At 52.9% G+C, this 16,192-nt stretch carries 21 protein-coding genes; 13 read left to right on the forward strand and 8 right to left on the reverse strand.

Annotation, left to right across the window (positions count from 1 at the left end; genetic code table 11):
- The 5 genes from G565_RS27760 to G565_RS0118470 form a co-directional block, all read left to right on the forward strand.
- Positions 1 to 199 (forward strand): transposase (locus G565_RS27760; RefSeq protein WP_028672446.1); only part of this gene is annotated, 199 nt, incomplete at its 5' end.
- A 236-nt stretch (positions 200 to 435) separates the two neighbouring features.
- The gene (locus G565_RS27515; protein WP_245584215.1) at positions 436 to 621 is read left to right on the forward strand and encodes a helix-turn-helix domain-containing protein; all 186 of its coding nucleotides are present in this window, start codon (positions 436 to 438) and stop codon (positions 619 to 621) included.
- Between the two features lie 275 nt (positions 622 to 896).
- The gene (locus G565_RS0118460) at positions 897 to 1,343 is read left to right on the forward strand and encodes a GNAT family N-acetyltransferase (RefSeq protein ID WP_028672181.1); all 447 of its coding nucleotides are present in this window, start codon (positions 897 to 899) and stop codon (positions 1,341 to 1,343) included.
- Between the two features lie 337 nt (positions 1,344 to 1,680).
- Positions 1,681 to 2,319 carry a dioxygenase family protein gene (locus tag G565_RS0118465; protein WP_028672182.1) on the forward strand — a complete coding sequence of 213 codons (639 nt, stop codon included), beginning with the start codon at positions 1,681 to 1,683 and terminating at the stop codon, positions 2,317 to 2,319.
- 177 nt (positions 2,320 to 2,496) lie between these two features.
- Entirely contained in the window at positions 2,497 to 2,841 is a 345-nt protein-coding gene (locus G565_RS0118470; RefSeq protein WP_028672183.1) for a DUF2956 domain-containing protein, read from the forward strand.
- 894 nt (positions 2,842 to 3,735) lie between these two features.
- Here G565_RS0118470 and G565_RS0118480 read toward each other — a convergent pair.
- The 4 genes from G565_RS0118480 to G565_RS0118495 all read right to left on the reverse strand — a co-directional run bounded on the left by G565_RS0118480 (position 3,736) and on the right by G565_RS0118495 (position 9,123).
- Positions 3,736 to 5,013 carry an aerolysin family beta-barrel pore-forming toxin gene (locus G565_RS0118480; protein ID WP_028672184.1) on the reverse strand — a complete coding sequence of 426 codons (1,278 nt, stop codon included), beginning with the start codon at positions 5,011 to 5,013 and terminating at the stop codon, positions 3,736 to 3,738.
- Between the two features lie 348 nt (positions 5,014 to 5,361).
- Positions 5,362 to 7,149, reverse strand: coding sequence for an ABC transporter ATP-binding protein (locus G565_RS0118485; RefSeq protein WP_028672185.1), 1,788 nt, complete (start codon positions 7,147 to 7,149; stop codon positions 5,362 to 5,364).
- Positions 7,146 to 8,903: an ABC transporter ATP-binding protein gene (locus G565_RS0118490; protein WP_028672186.1), complete on the reverse strand. Its 1,758-nt coding sequence runs from the start codon at positions 8,901 to 8,903 to the stop codon at positions 7,146 to 7,148. The genes G565_RS0118485 and G565_RS0118490 overlap by 4 nt, the downstream gene beginning before the upstream one ends.
- The gene (locus G565_RS0118495) at positions 8,896 to 9,123 is read right to left on the reverse strand and encodes a hypothetical protein (RefSeq protein WP_028672187.1); all 228 of its coding nucleotides are present in this window, start codon (positions 9,121 to 9,123) and stop codon (positions 8,896 to 8,898) included. Before G565_RS0118495 ends, G565_RS0118490 begins: the two co-directional genes overlap by 8 nt.
- Positions 9,124 to 9,509: 386 nt before the next feature.
- On the opposite strand from G565_RS0118495, the gene G565_RS0118500 reads away from it, so the two are divergent.
- From G565_RS0118500 to G565_RS0118510, 3 genes are all read left to right on the forward strand, one after another.
- The gene (locus G565_RS0118500) at positions 9,510 to 9,965 is read left to right on the forward strand and encodes a CopD family protein (protein WP_028672188.1); all 456 of its coding nucleotides are present in this window, start codon (positions 9,510 to 9,512) and stop codon (positions 9,963 to 9,965) included.
- An 85-nt stretch (positions 9,966 to 10,050) separates the two neighbouring features.
- A complete protein-coding gene (locus tag G565_RS0118505) occupies positions 10,051 to 10,341 on the forward strand; it encodes a DUF1330 domain-containing protein (protein ID WP_028672189.1) in 291 nt (96 codons plus the stop codon).
- A gap of 136 nt (positions 10,342 to 10,477) precedes the next feature.
- Positions 10,478 to 10,960, forward strand: coding sequence for a YehS family protein (locus G565_RS0118510; RefSeq protein WP_028672190.1), 483 nt, complete (start codon positions 10,478 to 10,480; stop codon positions 10,958 to 10,960).
- 104 nt (positions 10,961 to 11,064) lie between these two features.
- On the opposite strand, the gene G565_RS0118515 is transcribed toward G565_RS0118510, so the two are convergent.
- Together G565_RS0118515 and G565_RS27640 are read right to left on the reverse strand one after the other, a co-directional pair.
- Positions 11,065 to 11,751, reverse strand: a complete 687-nt coding sequence (locus G565_RS0118515; RefSeq protein ID WP_028672191.1) for a pseudouridine synthase — start codon at positions 11,749 to 11,751, stop codon at positions 11,065 to 11,067.
- Between the two features lie 108 nt (positions 11,752 to 11,859).
- Entirely contained in the window at positions 11,860 to 12,699 is an 840-nt protein-coding gene (locus tag G565_RS27640) for a flagellin (protein WP_157600151.1), read from the reverse strand.
- Between the two features lie 428 nt (positions 12,700 to 13,127).
- On the opposite strand from G565_RS27640, the gene G565_RS0118525 reads away from it, so the two are divergent.
- The gene (locus tag G565_RS0118525; protein ID WP_028672192.1) at positions 13,128 to 14,342 is read left to right on the forward strand and encodes an ammonium transporter; all 1,215 of its coding nucleotides are present in this window, start codon (positions 13,128 to 13,130) and stop codon (positions 14,340 to 14,342) included.
- Here G565_RS0118525 and G565_RS26890 read toward each other — a convergent pair.
- Both G565_RS26890 and G565_RS0118530 read right to left on the reverse strand, forming a co-directional pair.
- Positions 14,328 to 14,489, reverse strand: coding sequence for a hypothetical protein (locus tag G565_RS26890; protein ID WP_157600152.1), 162 nt, complete (start codon positions 14,487 to 14,489; stop codon positions 14,328 to 14,330). The genes G565_RS0118525 and G565_RS26890 overlap by 15 nt on opposite strands.
- Positions 14,490 to 15,179 (reverse strand): winged helix-turn-helix transcriptional regulator, encoded by a 690-nt coding sequence (locus G565_RS0118530; protein ID WP_028672193.1) that lies wholly within the window; start codon positions 15,177 to 15,179, stop codon positions 14,490 to 14,492.
- 171 nt (positions 15,180 to 15,350) lie between these two features.
- Between G565_RS0118530 and G565_RS0118535 the strand changes: the two genes are divergently transcribed.
- The 4 genes from G565_RS0118535 to G565_RS26495 all read left to right on the forward strand — a co-directional run.
- The gene (locus tag G565_RS0118535) at positions 15,351 to 15,566 is read left to right on the forward strand and encodes a tautomerase family protein (RefSeq protein WP_028672194.1); all 216 of its coding nucleotides are present in this window, start codon (positions 15,351 to 15,353) and stop codon (positions 15,564 to 15,566) included.
- 13 nt (positions 15,567 to 15,579) lie between these two features.
- Positions 15,580 to 15,747 carry a DUF6632 domain-containing protein gene (locus G565_RS27765; RefSeq protein WP_425413987.1) on the forward strand — a complete coding sequence of 56 codons (168 nt, stop codon included), beginning with the start codon at positions 15,580 to 15,582 and terminating at the stop codon, positions 15,745 to 15,747.
- A complete protein-coding gene (locus tag G565_RS27770; RefSeq protein WP_425413986.1) occupies positions 15,704 to 16,075 on the forward strand; it encodes a DUF6632 domain-containing protein in 372 nt (123 codons plus the stop codon). The genes G565_RS27765 and G565_RS27770 overlap by 44 nt, the downstream gene beginning before the upstream one ends.
- Positions 15,999 to 16,192, forward strand: a 194-nt coding sequence (locus G565_RS26495) for a transposase (protein ID WP_425413988.1), incomplete at its 3' end; no start/stop codon positions are given. The genes G565_RS27770 and G565_RS26495, both read left to right, overlap by 77 nt.

Genomic DNA, 16,192 nt, shown 5'->3' on the forward strand with positions numbered 1-16,192 from the left:
CACGACACGACACACAGGCTATCAGGCAAGCATGAAGGTCAGGAAACGAGTCGAAGAACCCTTCGGTTGGGGCAAGACCGTCGGTCCAATTCGCCAGATCATGGTTCGAGGGTTGGATAAGGCCAATCAGGTACTGAACCTCACCTTCATAGGCTGGAATCTGAGGCGAATGGTCAATATACAGGGGAGGTGCGCCTGATGGGTGCCCGACAGCCCGGGAAATCCCGGATCTCGGGTAAAAAGGGACGATTGAACCCGACCCAAATGCTGAAATCCCCTTGAAATTGCCTTACCCGAGCGGATTGATGGAAAAATATCGGTCTATTTCAACAGCCTGTTAAGGCACTGAAAAAAGAAGCATTCAAAGATAAAGTTGTCCGCGATGAGTATGAAAAGTTGGCTGGGGAGTTTGAATTCATCGATCAGCTTATCAGCATGCGCTCAAAAGCCGGGCTTACTCAAGATGAGCTTGCTAAAAGAATCGGAACTGCAAAAAGCAACATATCGAGGCTGGAGCGGGGTCGGGGTAATCCAAGCTGGGGAACGCTTCAGAAGTATGCCAAGGCTTGTGGTTACCGGGTTAAATTGGAAGCAGTTGAGGAAAAGCCGGCGAGCCTATAAAAGGACAGTCTTTATTATGTTCGCGTGCCTCTAGCCAACCCTAGCTAATAGGACACCTATCGGAGTGAGTTTTGAAAAGGTTTCGGTCCGGAAGTAGAGACTCGTCAAAGATGAAGAGGGCTTCGCCGGACACCCACAATAGGTGCCTATCAGCAGGTTTCTATTGATAGTCATGCTCTGTGGTTCTCCAGTGTGTGTTCTTGATAGTCCCCCGATGGATGTCTTTAAAGGTCCAGAAAAGCGTATCATAGTGAACCTTACCCAATAGGAGTAGTATGGTAATTCTGCAATATCAAACTGGGCATCGAGCTAGATGCGTTGAAATATTTGACAGCAATGTCGGCGAGTATTTTGCACCTTGGGAGCGAAGCGAGTTCATTGAATTTCTTGATTCGCTTGATGTGGGTCCTGAATACTATGTGTGTATCAGTGATGGTCAAGTCGTAGCTTGTGGTGGTGTTCGCATCAAATCTCCAATAGCGGAGTTGGCGTGGGGGATGGTCCATAAGGACTGTCACGGAAAAGGCATTGGTACAATTCTTACTGACTATAGATTATTGTACTTAGAAAAAAGCACTGGAATAGAGTGTGTTAAGATTGATACCTCCCAACACACTGAAGGCTTCTACAAAAAACGAGGGTTTATCGTCACTAAATCAATTCACAATGGTTTTGGTGAAGGTATTGACTGTGTTTCAATGAAGTTAGTCACCGGTATTTAAAGATGAAAGGGAAATGCACTTGAAAACCTTAGTATTGGGCAAGCAATATTGTACGGAGTTGTTGCAATAGCGGTAGGCTGTGCTGGATACCCACAGTAGGTTGGCACTGGCGACACACTCACATTGGACTACTATCAAGACTTGGTTTGCTATAGCTTTTGCTAGTGAACTAGGGCGGGTTTCTCGACAGCTGCCTTGAGTGTCCTGGCAACACTGGCAACCATTCCCCCAGTCGAACATACCCGTATCAGTTAAGGTTTATTGAGTCCCGGGCTAAAAGACGTGGCCGCACCTGCTACATAGATTCTCTACTCGCCCACATATCCGGAGAACCGACATGACCGACACCAATCGCCGCCGGTTCCTGATCGGCCTGGCCGCATCCGGGCCGCTGTTGCTGCCGGCACCGTTGCTGCGTGCGGCAGGGCATTTCGTTCTAACCCCGGCGCAATCTGCCGGCCCATTCTACCCGGATGAGCTGCCACTCGACCGTGACAATGACCTGATTAGGGTTAATGATGGTGAGCAGGCGATGGGCGTAATTTGCAACCTCTATGGCCGCATACTCGACCACAGCGGCTCACCCGTGCCCCAGGCGCGGGTCGAGATATGGCAATGCGACGCCAACGGACGCTACCATCACCAGGGCGATCCCAATGACGCAGCCCCGGACCCGAACTTCCAGGGCTTCGGCACGACAACGACTGACGCCGACGGTCGCTACCGGTTCCGCACCATCAAGCCTGTTCCGTACCCGGGCCGAACACCGCACATTCATTTCAAGGTGAAGGGCGAGGGGTTCGACGAACTGACCACGCAGCTTTATGTCGCTGGGCACCCTCAGAATTCCGAAGACTGGCTCTATCGGAACGTGGGGAGTCGAGATTTACGGCAGTTGGTGGAAGCCGAATTTGTCGCTTCCAGCTCCTCTGCTGCGGAGTTGGAGGCAGAATGGGACATTGTAGTAGGAATCTAGGTGGGGCTCTGGTACCTATTCGACAGAGGCACGAAAAGCACCATCCGCCGAGGCGTCCTTGTGGGTGAGCTCACCGGCGAGGCGTGGTCCAAAGCGGAGCTACCGCACCTGATGGTTTTACGCCCAGGCGACAGTGCGTCACAATACGGTCAACGTCAGTAAACGCAGAGCCTCACCATGTCGAACAAAGTATCCCCGGAAGTCCAGGCTGAGGCCGAGCGTATAGCCAATGGCACCAAACGCCCGGGCCAGACGAAGGACCAAACCAAAGCTATCCGCCAGGGCATCGAGCACGGCATCATCGAATATAAGAAACAACAGAAAGCAAAGGCACGCGAACGCGACAAGCAAAACAAGAGGGAACAGCAGGCGCAGGAGGCCAAGCGGCAGAGTGATGCCGACGCGGGCGCTGATGAGTCTGTGACGATTAGAACCAGCAATAGCTGGCTGCCATGGGCACTGTTGGCAGTTAGTTGGGCGGGTTTTGGCGTTTACTTGTGGTTTATAGGTGACCTGGGCTAACAGGGCTTAGCCGGATACCCAAATGAGGGGCCTATTATTGAGTGCGTAATGATAGTCGTGCTCTATGCTATTCTAGTGGGTGTCCACGGTAGTTCACACGGTAGTCCATCCTGAAGCGGCTGAAAAAGCTCGGCGCTGGTAGCCTGCGAAGCAAGTGTCCAGGTGCGTAACTTGCTTGATTTGTCGTCACAGGCTGACGCTGCTAGTGATCGCTAATGTTGAGTTGGTGGTGTCGAAATCTTAACGAAATCCAAGAAAAGAAAGAATCGCTAAAACGATAACGACAGCACCGACAATGTAGACGATATTATTCATGAGTAATTCATCCTTTTGACATAACCAAAATTGGGATTGCGCCGCCATCCCTGTGGCGCGCGATGTAACTTCCTGTTTAAGCGGCTCCCTTTAATTCCCTTGCCTCATCTTAGTTTACTTTAGGTGACCGGCTTCGTCGGGTCTGTTCGTTGGCGCACCCAATTGCCGAAGGTATGAAAAAACTTTGCGGTTCAGGTGGTAATAGACAGCACACCCTTCGGAGTGAGTGTTGAAAAGGCTTCGGGTCCGGAAGTAGAGGCTCGTTGAAGATGGAAGGATAGGAAGGGGCTAGATCGAACAGTTGAGGTGTTTTGCCCAGAAAGTCGACTTTCAGCCAAAGGAAAACCTCAGGGTGCCCTGACAATGAGCTTTGAGAAAATGGACTGAGTTAAGTGAGTAGCTGCCGCCCAGGTGTTCGGTGCTACCCTAACCGATGACACAGAGCTTTAATTTCAAGAACGGTACCGAGGGAGGGACTTACAACAACCCGCCGGGTCTGCCCGGTGGCGGGTTCCCACCACCGGGTTCAACCATGCCACCGGTAAACCGGGGCATATTCAGCCACAATGGGCACCCGCTTCACATAGACTGCTGCAAAGCCCCTTCGACCGTCAGGTTGACGTTAGTTACTCGATTTTCCCAGTCATAATTCTCAACGTTCAGCAGAGTCGCTTCGCCATTGTCGGAGCTGCGCTGAATACGGTCTGATGGTTGATCATGTTTCGAGATCGAATCGAGCGGCACCGCCGGGCCGGCGGTGATGTTGTATTGGCTGGCATCAATGGCGGTAAACTTGCCGTTCATCGGCGCTCCGTGCGCCCGCTTGGTGATGTTGCCCAGGGCCCATTGAATGGAACCAGCGCCGTATTCATTGATCATCCAGTCCCAATCCCATTGGCTGTAGCCGTTGATCTGCCGGTGCAGGTATTGGTCGAGCACATCCTCGGCCGCGCTGTACCCGTTGCGGTCGCCAAAGGTATAGACCTCCCAGGGGCGGTTGGTCGGGTGGTCTGTTCGGGCATTGCCACTCCAACGCAGGAAGTTCTCGTAGGTTAGGTCGTAATCCATGTACATCTGCGAGGTGTAGGGGATGTCTGCCGTTTGCTTGAAGAACGTAATGGTGATTTCGCGTTTGGTGCGCGGTGGCATTTCCGCCCGATACTGCGCACTTTGAGACACGGTGGTGGTTTCACCGTTGGTTTCACTCCACCCCTGAGTGGCACTGAATTCAGCACTGATCTCCGTCGAGTTGCCCATCACGCCCAGATCGAACTCATAGGTGTTGGTGATGCCGATGGTCTCGGAGAACGAGAAGTTTTCTTCCTTCGACCAGCTCTCTGTTTCATCGTAAGTCAGTGTCGCGACTTTGGTGTCTGTCGTATTACCTTCGTTGCGAATCTCATAGGTGACCGTTTTGATCGGCACGCGGTTGTACACCTGCGGTTCACCCAATTCGAGGTCGGAGGGGTTGGTGACGAAGCGGATGTTCTTCAGCTGCATTTTCAAACGTTCACTGGCGCGATACCCACCTGAGTAGGGGTCGTTGCTGTTGTAACGGGCTTGCAGGGTGTATTGGCTGCTGTTGTCCTGGTAGATGCTGAAGTCTTCGCCAACGTATTGCGAACCGGTGCCGCCCGCCCAGGCATAACCCAGATAGTGGGCCAGGTAGGCAAGTGGCCTGTGAAACTCGGAATCGGAAATAATCGTATATTTCAGGCTGGCGGCATCCTGCTGGCCATAGAGTTTATCCGAGTAGTTCGGTATGTCGTCGGTGGTTTCAGCCAGTACGGCATGAGGAAGGGACAGTGCGCCGGTCAGCGCGATGGCCAGGGCGGCCTTGGAGCTGGATTGAGTCATGTTGTTATCCTTTATTTTTGTGTTTAGCAGTCGTTCGCAGCGCGGCCTTCAAGTCGGTTTGGCGGCAGCACCCCATCGACCGGTCATTACCAGGCGGTCGATGTACTGCGGCAACTCCAGCTCCCTGTGGAGTTGTCTTACAACGTAATCATTGTTGCGGAAGATCCACTCTGTGTGCAAAGAGGAAGTCGTGTTTTGTGCGAGAGTCGTCGTTTTAGCGCATGCTTGGCTGGGCACCGACATAAGGCGCCTATCAGTGAGTGTCTATGAATAGTCATGGTCTATGCTATTCCGGTGGGTGTTCACGGTAGTCACTCGGTAGTTTTAGCTATAACAGGAGCATCCGGTTCACGACAGCACAACCTCTTCACCTGCATCCCCCGGGTCGTCGGTCTGTTGCAACAGCCCGGCATAGACACCGTTTTGCGCGAGCAACTGCTCATGGTTGCCCTGCTCGACGACGCGCCCCTGGTCGAGCACGAGGATGGTATCGCTGTGCCGGATCGTACTCAGGCGGTGTGCAATCGCGATCACGGTCCGTTCTTTGAACAGTCGGCTGATCGCTCGTTGAATCAGGTTTTCGGTCACCGAATCGACGGAGCTGGTCGCTTCGTCGAGCATAATCACCTGGCCGCCCTGCGCGACGGCCCGGGCAAAGGAAATCAATTGCGTCTGCCCGGCACTGAGGTTGCCGCCATTGCCGTCCAATTCCATGTCATACCCGCCGGGCAGGGTCTTGATAAAGCCATCGGCATACACATAGCGTGCGGCTTCCTGTATCTGCTCACGGTCAACCGAGGGTTTACCGAGCCCGATGTTGAAGGCGATGCTTTCGTCGAACAGATACACATCCTGCTGCATTAAAGAAAACAGGGGCATGGCGTCTTCGATCGACAGGGACGACAGTTCGATGCCATTGAGCAGAATGCTGCCTTCGTAATCCTGATAGACTTTTGAAATCAGCCGCAGAATCGTCGATTTCCCGGATCCGGTCGTGCCCACCAATGCCAGTTGATGGCCCTTTTCCAGCCGAAAGGAGACGTTTTTCAGAACCCAGGGCGCATCGTCGGCGTACCGGAAGGACACATCCCGGAACTCCAGTGACTCGAATGTTTGCAACCGGTTTCCCAGGGCATCTTTGCTGATCAGGTCCCGACCGTCTTCTTCCAACGGTTCCTGAAAGAGTTCGTCGATGTGATCGAACGCAGCGAACGACCGCTGAATGGCGGCGATCTGACCGGTAAAGTCACGCAGCGGTACGAAGACCTTTTCCATGTTGTTAATGAAAGCGATAAGCACCCCGAGCGTCACCGCCTCCTGCACCACCTTGCCGGAGCCGTACCAGATGATCAAGCCAATGGTTATGGTGGTCACTCCGGTAATCACCGAAAACAGCACGGCATCGTATTTGTTGGACTTCAACTGGGCGTACAAAAAATCCTGCGTGTAGTCGGCATAGCGCCGCTCAACTTCCTCTTCGGCCCCGTACAACTGCACGGTCTTGACGCCGAGTAGGCACTCCTGCAAATACCCGGTGCCCTTGGCCAGAGCGCTGCGGGTAATCTGATACATGCTGCGCAGTTTGTTGCGGATCAGCTTGGTGATGTAGAGCACTGGCGGAAAGACGGTCAGCACGATCAGGGTCAGTTGCCAGTCGATGGCCAGCATCAGGATGATCAGCGCTATGGTGTTGATCAGGTCCCGCACCATCGACAGAACACCCATGACGAACGATTCGGAAATCGCTTCCAGGTCACTGGTCAGACGCGACAGGGTGACGCCCGTCGGTGTCCGGTCGAAATAGGTTCGGGGCAGTTTCAGGATGCGCCGAAACAGCACCATACGGATATCAGCCAACGCATACTGCCCGGTTTTTCGCAGGAAAAACGAATAGCAGGAATCCGCTATATAGTTGACGATGACCACGGCGACCATCAGCCCGATCAGCAGGGGCAAGCCGTCGAACTCACCGACGGACAGAAAGTCGTCAATTATTTTAATGGTCAACCACGGGAACAGCAGGTTAGTCGCGATAGACAACGGAAGCATCGCGACCCCGATCAGACCCCATGTTTTATACGGTTTGGCGAATTGCAGAAAGCGGCGGATGTAGCCGATGTCGAGCCCCTTGATCATGCGCTCTCCTCCACTTCGTGCTGTTGAAGCTCCCACGTTTCCCGGTAGTAATCATTGCTGTTGAGCAATTGCTCATGGGTGCCTCGGGCAATGATTTCACCGTTGTGCAGCACAAGAATCTTGTCCAGATTTTCCAGTGCACTGATGCGATGCGAGACCACCAATACCGACTGCTGCCCGATGCGACTGAACAGACCGCTGAGGATCTTTCGTTCCGTCTCGTAGTCCACGGCGGAGAGCACGTTGTCCATGATGATTAGATCGGCCGGGCTGAGCAGCGCCCGCGCGATACTCAGACGTTGCTTCTGGCCGCCGGACAGCATAATGCCCTTTTCGCCCACCAGGGTCTGATCGCCTTGCTGGAAGCGCGAGATGTCATCGCTCAACTGGCTCAGCGCCAGGACCTCATCGACCTGATGTTTGTCGACAGGCTGCTCGTCGGTCCCGAAGCGGACATTGGCTTCCACCGTATCGGAGAACAGGTAGGGCTCCTGAGTGATGGTTCGCACCGTGCCACGCCACTGTCGGCGCGGCAGTCGGGCAATGTCGTCGTCGCCCCAGAAAATCAGCCCTTCAGGAACATCGAGGTGGTGGTTAATGCAATTCACCAGCGTCGTTTTACCGGCCCCGATGCTGCCCAGCACACCAACCTTTTTACCGGGCGCGATGTCGAAGCTGATGTTTTTCAGCGTCAGGGCATCCTGATTCGGGTAGGCGTAGTTCAGGTGACGGACACTGAGGGTCCGCTCGGCCGGTGCCGACACCGCAGCCTGAGGCAGCGTGCGATCCACCTCGGGAATCTCAGTGTTGAGAATGGACTGAACACTTTCAATGCTGACCATGCCCATTTGATAGACCACGGCAATTCGGCCCAGTTGCGCGAGCGGCAACGCCAACAGTGCGGAATAAGACAAAAAGGCGGTCATCTCCCCCAGCGTCAGCCCCTGTTGCAAAACCATGTAACCACCGAACCCGAGAATCACGACCTTCATCAGGTCGTTCGCGTAGTCCAACAACGGCAGAATGAACGTCTGGATTCGGGACACTCTTACCATGGTGTCCAATAGGCGGGCGTTGATCTGTTCAACTTCGGCCGACACCCAGGGTCCCATCTGCTGATTTTTAATCAGGTCGATACCGGAGAGGTAGTTCATCAACTGTTCAGAAAGCCGTTGTAGCCGCTGCATGCGTTCAACCTGGTACTTACGCATCCGGATAAAGCCCTGGTTGAATACTATAAACGCCAATATTACCGGTATGACCGAATACAGCATCAGTGAGGGCGATATGCGCCACATCCAGATCGGGGTCAACGACAGGGCAAATACCACATTAACGGACTGCAGGAAGCCAATACCGTAGAACAGGCGAATGCCGTTCATGTCGTTGTTGATGATTGAAATCAGCTTGCCGGACGGAAACTGCTGGTGATACGCGTTAGGTAATCGATTCAACCGGAAAAAAAGATCATTTTTCAGAGTCGCTTCGGTAATCCGCCCCGGGTTCAGTGCATACATCCGCGACATGATGCGCACACCGACCATGATCAGCGAAAACACAACCACCCACAGAACGTACTCATTCAGATTGCTGCGGGCAGCCTGGTCGGCCTGACCGAGCAGGTCGATGGCCTGCTGAATGTAACGCGGAATCTCAACCTGCAGCCAATTGACCACGAAAATGCAGACCGCTGCAATCAGGTACGACCACTTATTCAGCAAAAAGTAGTGCAGAATGAATTGGCGTTTAGTCATCGGCCTTCTCGGGGGTGCAGTGGGCGGGCGGTTCGATGCCGTACTCTTTTTGACAGGCACGGATAATGGCGTGACGGACATCGCACTGCTGCTCGAGGGCGTCGAGCAACCAAACCGGTAGGCGAACTGGCCGTGTTTTGATGCCGGGTTTACGGCCACAGCCGGGCCGGGCGCCGCCTCGGCCGCAGCAGCCGTCTTGCTTATCGGTTGAATCTGACAAGGGGTCTCCGGGAAAAATTGAAAAGTGTACACTTATCATTTAAGAAGTACAGGGCTTAGCCTGGCTTAGCCGGACACCCACATTAGGCAGCTATCAAGTATTGCCCAGTGATAGCTATGCCCTATGGTATTCCGGTGGGTGTCCTCGGAGAAGGTAATCCATCCCGGAGGCTTACCCGGACACCCACATTAGGCAGCTATCAAGTATTGCCCAGGCTTACCCGGACACCCACATTAGGCAGCTATCATGTATTGCCCAGTGATAGCTATGCCCTATGGTATTCCGGTGGGTGTCCTCGGAGAAGGTAATCCATCCCGGTGAATCGGCGACATGAAGCCAGCAAACGCCTATGCTGATTACACGTATTTTTGTTCAGGAGTCGCTCTATGAGTCTTGCTATCGCATTGCATGTTCTGTCTGCCGTAATCTGGGTGGGCGGTATGTTCTTCGCCTATATGGCGATGCGGCCGGCCGTGGTTGAGGTGGTTAGTGAGTCGCAGCGGGGTATGCTCTGGTGTCACACTCTGTCCCGGTTTTTCCGGTGGGTTTGGGCGGCTGTGATCCTGTTGCTGGTAACGGGTTACTGGATGATCTTCAGTGTGTTTGGTGGCATGGCGGGTGCCGGTTGGCATATTCACGCTATGCAGGGGCTGGGGATTGTGATGATCTTGTTGTATTTGTACGTCTATTTTGCCCCCTTCCGGAAGCTGAAGCAGGCCGTTGCCAACCAGGACCCACAGGAGGGCGGTCGCCGGGTTGGGCAGATTCGCAGGCTTGTAGGCACCAACCTGATTCTTGGGCTGATCGTAGTGGCTATCGGTGCCGGAGGCGGGTACCTGTAAGCCTGGCTGTTAGAGCCGCAGGCCATGGTGTGAGTTCTAGAGCAGGCACCGTCGTCGTTTCAAACTTAATTCAGGAGGACGTAAAGTGAGTGCATTTCTTGTGGTGGACACCAAAATTAATAACCCAACGGCTTATGAAGAATACAAACAACTGGCCAAGCCGATCGCCGAGAAGTTTGGTGGTGTGTATCGGGCCAGAGGGGGTGCGATGGATGTCCGGGAAACCGAGCTTTGGACTCCTTCCCGGGTTGTTATCATCGAATTTCCGGATATGAAAAGTGCCCAGGCCTTCGTGGATTCTGAAGAGTACGCCCCGGTGAAGCCCAAACGCACGGAGAACGCTGACTGTACACTGTTCATTGTAGAGGGAAGCTAGGAAACATCGAACGCAAAAAGTGGGCGTAGTGTCTTTGTTGGAATGCGATATCGGGTACGACTGTGGTAAAATGGATAGCTCTACACTATTTACTTACGTTTACGCTCCAATTTTCCCCAAGCTCAGGAACGGTACTTTGACTAATAATGATATCTTGCGACGTATACGGTATACCTTCGATCTGAAAGACGGCGCGATGATCGATATCTTTTCCTTAGCTGATTTCAAGGCAACCGAAGATCAAGTGATCGGTTGGTTGAAAAAAGAGGATGATAGCGATTTTCTTAAGCTGACCGACCGGGAGCTGGCGGTGTTTCTTAATGGCTTTATTAACTTCAAACGTGGTAAGCGTGAAGGTCAGCAGCCGGAACCGGAAAATCGATTGAACAACAACAAAGTATTCCAGAAACTTCGTATTGCTTTGAATTTGAAAGCGGATGATATTCTGGAGATTCTACAGTTGGTCGATGTCCAACTGAGCCAGCACGAGTTGAGTGCCTTTTTCCGTAATCCTGAAAACTCCAATTACCGGGAATGCAAAGACCAGGTGTTGCGTAATTTTCTATTGGGCGTTCAGTTCCAGTTACGACCAGGCGATCGTGGATCAGAGGTTCTCTAACAGAGTGTTGAAAGAGGCTTCCTGCTTTTTTCAACACACGAAAAGCAACCAGCGTGATTGCTACTTTTCTCACGAAATCAACGAATGACCAGTCGAAGGTTTTGCTAGAACGGGCAAGGGCACTGCACGTGAACACGCTCATCGGTTAACGGGTGGTTAAAGCTCAGTGAAGTAGCGTGAAGCATAAGTCGGCTGGCTGAAAAATACGCCGCATCATTGGCGTATAAATCACAACCCAGAATCGGGTGGCCCAGTGCGCGGCTGTGAATGCGCAGCTGGTGGGTACGCCCTGTTAACGGTGTGAACAGCACCCGGCTACTGGGCGTTTTGGCACCGCGTTCATCAGTCGCAAACTCGTGGCCAAGCAGCTCGTATTCGGTATGGGCTGGTTTTCCTGTTTCGCGGCAAATCTTCTGGAGTGGAAACTCGCCTTTGGCGATCGGTGCGCTGATTTGGCCAAAAGCAGGTGCCACATGGCCCTGCAATACAGCCGTATAGGTTTTGGCAATGCGCTTTGCCTGAAACTGCCTGGTCAGTGAGCCGTTGATGCTTTTATTGAGTGCTACCAACATAATGCCGGATGTACCCAGGTCCAGTCGGTGCAACAGGCGGGCATCGGGGAAGTCCTGCACCAGTCGAAAATGCACGGAGTCTTTATTCAGCGGGTGTTTCCCTGAAAGGCTGAGTAGCCCGGTAGGCTTGTTGATGAGCAGGATGGAGTCATCCTGGTACAGAATCTGTATCGATCCGGTGCAGGTTGGGGCAATAAAAGGGTCAGCTTGAGGTTGCATAGGCTTGAGTATCAGGAAGAAGGCAGTTCATTGGCCTATGGTAACAATGTATCCGGCGTCGTTATAGGTTCTTGGTTCTGGTCGAGCTCAGTCTTGACTGGGCTGGTGTCAACCCGATAGCAGGCGCAACACATTCTCGCGGTTAGCATTTGCCTGGCCTTGCATTAAAATGCTGGCCTGGTCACGCGTGTTGGTTTGCGCCAGTTCACTGGCAAACTTGGCGTAGTCCAGATCCTGAGTTCGGCTTAATGCGGCACTGTTGTCCAATTTCTGCTGCATTAGGGTGTTGCCCTGGGCTTCCAGCCGATTGGCCAGCGCGCCGTCAGCGGCCTGGTTGCTGGCGATGGTGCTAATGGCGTCGTCGAGGCTGTTCAGCACGTTACCCAGGTCGCCACTGCTGGCCAGGGTTATTGAGCCGAGGCCCAGTTGCTCTAGCTGCTCATTAAGGGCATTGCCGTCAAGGGCAGTCGTCTGGCCGGCATCCGGTCCGGTCTGAAAGACTTGCTGCTCTGCGCCAAACAAGGGTTTGCTGTTGAACCGGGCCTGTTCGATCTGCTCGAACACTGTGTCACGCAGGGCCGTAAATTCTCTATTTAACAATGCTCGCTCTTCAGGCCCATTGATGCCGTTGTTGGCCTGTACCGTCAGTTCCCGCATGCGCTGCAGTTGGTCGGTCATCGTGCTCATGGCGCCGCTGCGTGTCTGCAGTAGGCTCAGTCCGTCACCTATATTGCGCGCAGCAACATCGATTCCTCGCACCTGGGATGAAAAGCCCTGGGCAATGGCGGTACCGGCCGCATCATCGGCAGCGGAGTTGATGCGCAGGCCAGAGCTGCCTTGTTGCGCCAGGGTGTTGAACCGATTGTCGGTGGTGGGGGTGTAAGCAGGGTTGTTGAAGGAGATCGGCATAATGCGGAAGCTCAGGGAATATGGCCAAATTTTAGTCAATTCGATCGGCCTCCGCCATTGGCTTTGTATAAATTAAAGTGGCGGGATGTAAATACAGACCAGTGTTCTAAAAGCTGATTGCCCGGTCGTTTTAAAGTGCAGGCTCTATTTCAGTGCGACTATGAAGGCCAGTGCACTTAAATAGGCCATTTTATGCGTTTATCGAGCGGCGTACTCCGGTCGTCATTTCTATCTGCACCTTTTTTGTCCGCGAAAACACCTGCTTTCCTGGGTTCTGCACTGAATCGGCACAGTTATCGCAATTGCTCTAGAAGAACCTCGGATCAACCAATAAAAGCGCACTATAAGTGTGCATATAAGCGGTCCAAGTTGCGGCAAGCTATCCGGCCAGTGTTATCAGCCTGTGAACCAAAACGTGTGCCATAAGATCCGAATGCCCGATAAACACAGTCTGTAAGGAGAAAGTATTGGAAACCCTGAGCAGCGCCGTTGAAACACTCATTAGTGGTGCAAATACCTTTTTTGTTCTTTTGGGCGCCATTATGGTGTTGTTTATGCACGCTGGCTTTGCCTTTCTTGAAGTAGGCACCGTCCGTCATAAAAACCAGGTTAATGCGCTGGTCAAGATTATTACCGACTTTGGCGTTTCAACACTGGCCTACTTTTTTATCGGCTATTGGATCGCCTACGGCACCAACTTCTTCGCCAGTGCCAGCGCCCTAACCGCCCTCAATGGCTATGACCTGGTCAAGTTCTTCTTCCTGCTGACTTTCGCCGCTGCCATTCCCGCGATTATATCCGGTGGTATCGCAGAGCGGGCCAAATTTTACCCTTTCCTGGTCGGGTCGTTTCTGATTGTTGCCTTCGTCTACCCCTTCTTCGAGGGCCTCATCTGGAATGGTAACTATGGCTTCCAGAGCTGGCTCGCCAGCCAGTTTGGCGCCGGGTTTCATGATTTTGCAGGGTCGATCGTTGTGCACGCCGTCGGCGGCTGGATCGCGTTTGCCGCCGTCTACCTGTTAGGCACTCGAATGGGGCGGTTCCGCAATGGTCGATTGGTCGCTTTTGCCCCCTCGAACATTCCGTTTCTTGCCCTCGGGGCCTGGATTCTTACGGTCGGTTGGTTCGGGTTTAACGTGATGTCCGCTCAGACCCTGGAAGGCATTTCTGGCCTGGTCGCCGTCAATAGCCTGATGGCGATGGTCGGTGGTACGATTGCTGCGATGTTCGCCGGGCGCAATGATCCGGGTTTTATCCATAACGGCCCTCTGGCGGGTCTGGTGGCAGTATGCGCCGGGTCTGACATCATGCATCCTATTGGGGCGCTGATAACAGGTTGCGTGGCCGGTGGCCTTTTCGTGGTTGTGTTTACCTGGGCCCAGAACAAGTTGCCCAAAGTCGATGATGTGCTGGGTGTTTGGCCGCTGCATGGTCTGTGTGGGTTGTGGGGTGGCATCGCTGCCGGTATTTTCGGCACGGAAGCGTTAGGCGGCCTGGGTGGCGTCAGTTTCATGTCTCAGTTAATTGGGTCTTTGGCGGGCGTTTTGGTTGCGGTTGTTGGTGGTTTCCTGGTTTACGGTCTGGTCGGGAAAATCGCCGGACTGCGGCTGAGCGAAGAAGAGGAGTTCAACGGGGCTGACTTGAGCATCCACAAAATTGGTGCGACCTCAGACGTTGATTGACCGCTCCACGGCACGTACTGCTGAGGGCGTGCCCGTTAACGCCGCTTGATTGCTGGCGGCGTCAGTACCGATGCGGCCAGCCTTGGAGGCTGGCTCAGCCAGAAAGGTTTTCTCCGGGATGTTGGGGTACAGAGAACGTTGGCGCAATCAACTACGATGCTTGTCAGCAAATGAACTTCTCACCATCCACTGGTCGATAGACGATGCAAGTTTATCGTCTCCTATCAGAACGATCTTTTTAGCGCCTAACTGCGAATCCAAATCCGATAGCCCAAGCCACACGGAGGTCAGCGCTTTCAAATCCGCATTGACGTACAAGTCAACATCAAAGCCTGGGTCTTTCGTGCATAAATCGACACTGCACCCGGGTTTCGAGATTAACCAGTAATTTTGTTTATTTTTGTCCAATTCCGGGAATATGAATTGAATAACCTTTTTGGTGGGTGTGAACTTCGTTACATCTACTCTTCTTCTCACATTCCACATCAGTAGCTTTGCGTCGAGCTTTTCCAGGGTGACATCAGCATCTACATTGCGATGCGCCCACTTACCCAGCGCATAAACAATGGGAGACAGCTCCTGGCCAATATCGGTAATTCTATAGTCGATATTGCCATTGTGGCCGTTCTCTTCCCGGGAAATAAGGCCAAGTTCTTCCATGCCTCTGAGTCGCTTGGACAACAGAGTGGGAGACATACCGGGTACGCCTCTTCTGATTTCGTTGAACCGGCAAGAACCAGACCACATCTCACACATGATCAGCAGTGTCCACCGGGGTTCGAGCACTTCGCAAGCCTTCGCAATGGGGCAGAACTGGTTATAGCTGTGCTGAGCCATATCCCCTCCTTAACTGGCCAAACCCAGGCGTCGCAGTGTAGAAGCTCATCACTAGAGGCGCTAGTACAGATTGTGTACTGCGATTGGTCCAGAAAATACACTGGGCAGTGGCCGGGCACTCCATCAGTATGAGTATTCCACTCACAAAACAATGAAGTAAAGGAGATTCTCATGCCACTGGTTAATGTTGAATTGATAGAAGGTGTTTTTAGCTCAGAACAGAAGAAAGACATGATCAAAAAGATCACGGATACCATGGTATCCATAGAGGGAGAGAACTTGCGCGGCGTCACATGGGTGAAAATAAATGAGATTAAAGAAGGCGACTGGGGAATTGGTGGACAAACCCTAACCGCGGGTGACGTTAAAGCCATGGCCAAAGGGTGACTCGGTAATGATGATGGTCATCTGGCCCTCGGGTTGGCGTTGGACTCCAGCACAACCTGAGCAAGAACCGATGATTATGGGCATGTATATTGTACTGGGCCTATTTTTGATTCGTGCAGCTAAGGACCCTATGGCCAATGCAAGCCTCATCTGGTTTACCATTTGTTCAGAGGCTCCCTAGCACCGTTCACGCTGGGGTAATGCTTGTTCAAGCTATTATGGATGAAATTGAATATGCCAATATGCTGGGCGATATACGGGCTCTCTTTCTGGTTGCTTTTGTTCTTTGGTTTTTGATGCCTAACAGGCTGTTGAAATTATTCCGCATGAACCGTGGGTTTGGTAACATACTCTCAGTCAAACTGATCCGGAGCCAATCAGATAATGCGCGGTCTCGACATCACTCAGGAAGCTTTATTTTCCACGGTCCACCTGGACTCCTTCGTCCCCAAAGATCACCCGTTGCGAGCGATCAAGGTTTTATTCGATACAGCGCTGACCCGCATTGACTGGCTCTTGGATGGCGCTTATTCCGAGCGTGGCAAGATGTCGATTCCACCAGAGCGGTTGCTCAGAGCACAGTTGTTACAGGTTCTTTATACGATCCGCAGCGAGCGACAGCTCAT

The sequence above is a fragment of the Saccharospirillum impatiens DSM 12546 genome (assembly GCF_000423605.1).
Taxonomy (GTDB): Bacteria; Pseudomonadota; Gammaproteobacteria; order Pseudomonadales; family Natronospirillaceae; genus Saccharospirillum; species Saccharospirillum impatiens.

Bases quoted from the DNA above. Each gene is read 5' to 3' on its own strand.
- G565_RS27515 (WP_245584215.1), top strand. From the start codon at position 436: ATGCGCTCAAAAGCCGGGCTTACTCAAGATGAGCTTGCTAAAAGAATC.
- G565_RS0118460 (WP_028672181.1), top strand. From the start codon at position 897: ATGGTAATTCTGCAATATCAAACTGGGCATCGAGCTAGATGCGTTGAA.
- G565_RS0118465 (WP_028672182.1), top strand. From the start codon at position 1,681: ATGACCGACACCAATCGCCGCCGGTTCCTGATCGGCCTGGCCGCATCC.
- G565_RS0118470 (WP_028672183.1), top strand. From the start codon at position 2,497: ATGTCGAACAAAGTATCCCCGGAAGTCCAGGCTGAGGCCGAGCGTATA.
- G565_RS0118480 (WP_028672184.1), bottom strand. From the start codon at position 5,013: ATGACTCAATCCAGCTCCAAGGCCGCCCTGGCCATCGCGCTGACCGGC.
- G565_RS0118485 (WP_028672185.1), bottom strand. From the start codon at position 7,149: ATGATCAAGGGGCTCGACATCGGCTACATCCGCCGCTTTCTGCAATTC.
- G565_RS0118490 (WP_028672186.1), bottom strand. From the start codon at position 8,903: ATGACTAAACGCCAATTCATTCTGCACTACTTTTTGCTGAATAAGTGG.
- G565_RS0118500 (WP_028672188.1), top strand. From the start codon at position 9,510: ATGAGTCTTGCTATCGCATTGCATGTTCTGTCTGCCGTAATCTGGGTG.
- G565_RS0118515 (WP_028672191.1), bottom strand. From the start codon at position 11,751: ATGCAACCTCAAGCTGACCCTTTTATTGCCCCAACCTGCACCGGATCG.
- G565_RS0118530 (WP_028672193.1), bottom strand. From the start codon at position 15,179: ATGGCTCAGCACAGCTATAACCAGTTCTGCCCCATTGCGAAGGCTTGC.
- G565_RS0118535 (WP_028672194.1), top strand. From the start codon at position 15,351: ATGCCACTGGTTAATGTTGAATTGATAGAAGGTGTTTTTAGCTCAGAA.
- G565_RS27765 (WP_425413987.1), top strand. From the start codon at position 15,580: ATGGTCATCTGGCCCTCGGGTTGGCGTTGGACTCCAGCACAACCTGAG.
- G565_RS27770 (WP_425413986.1), top strand. From the start codon at position 15,704: ATGCAAGCCTCATCTGGTTTACCATTTGTTCAGAGGCTCCCTAGCACC.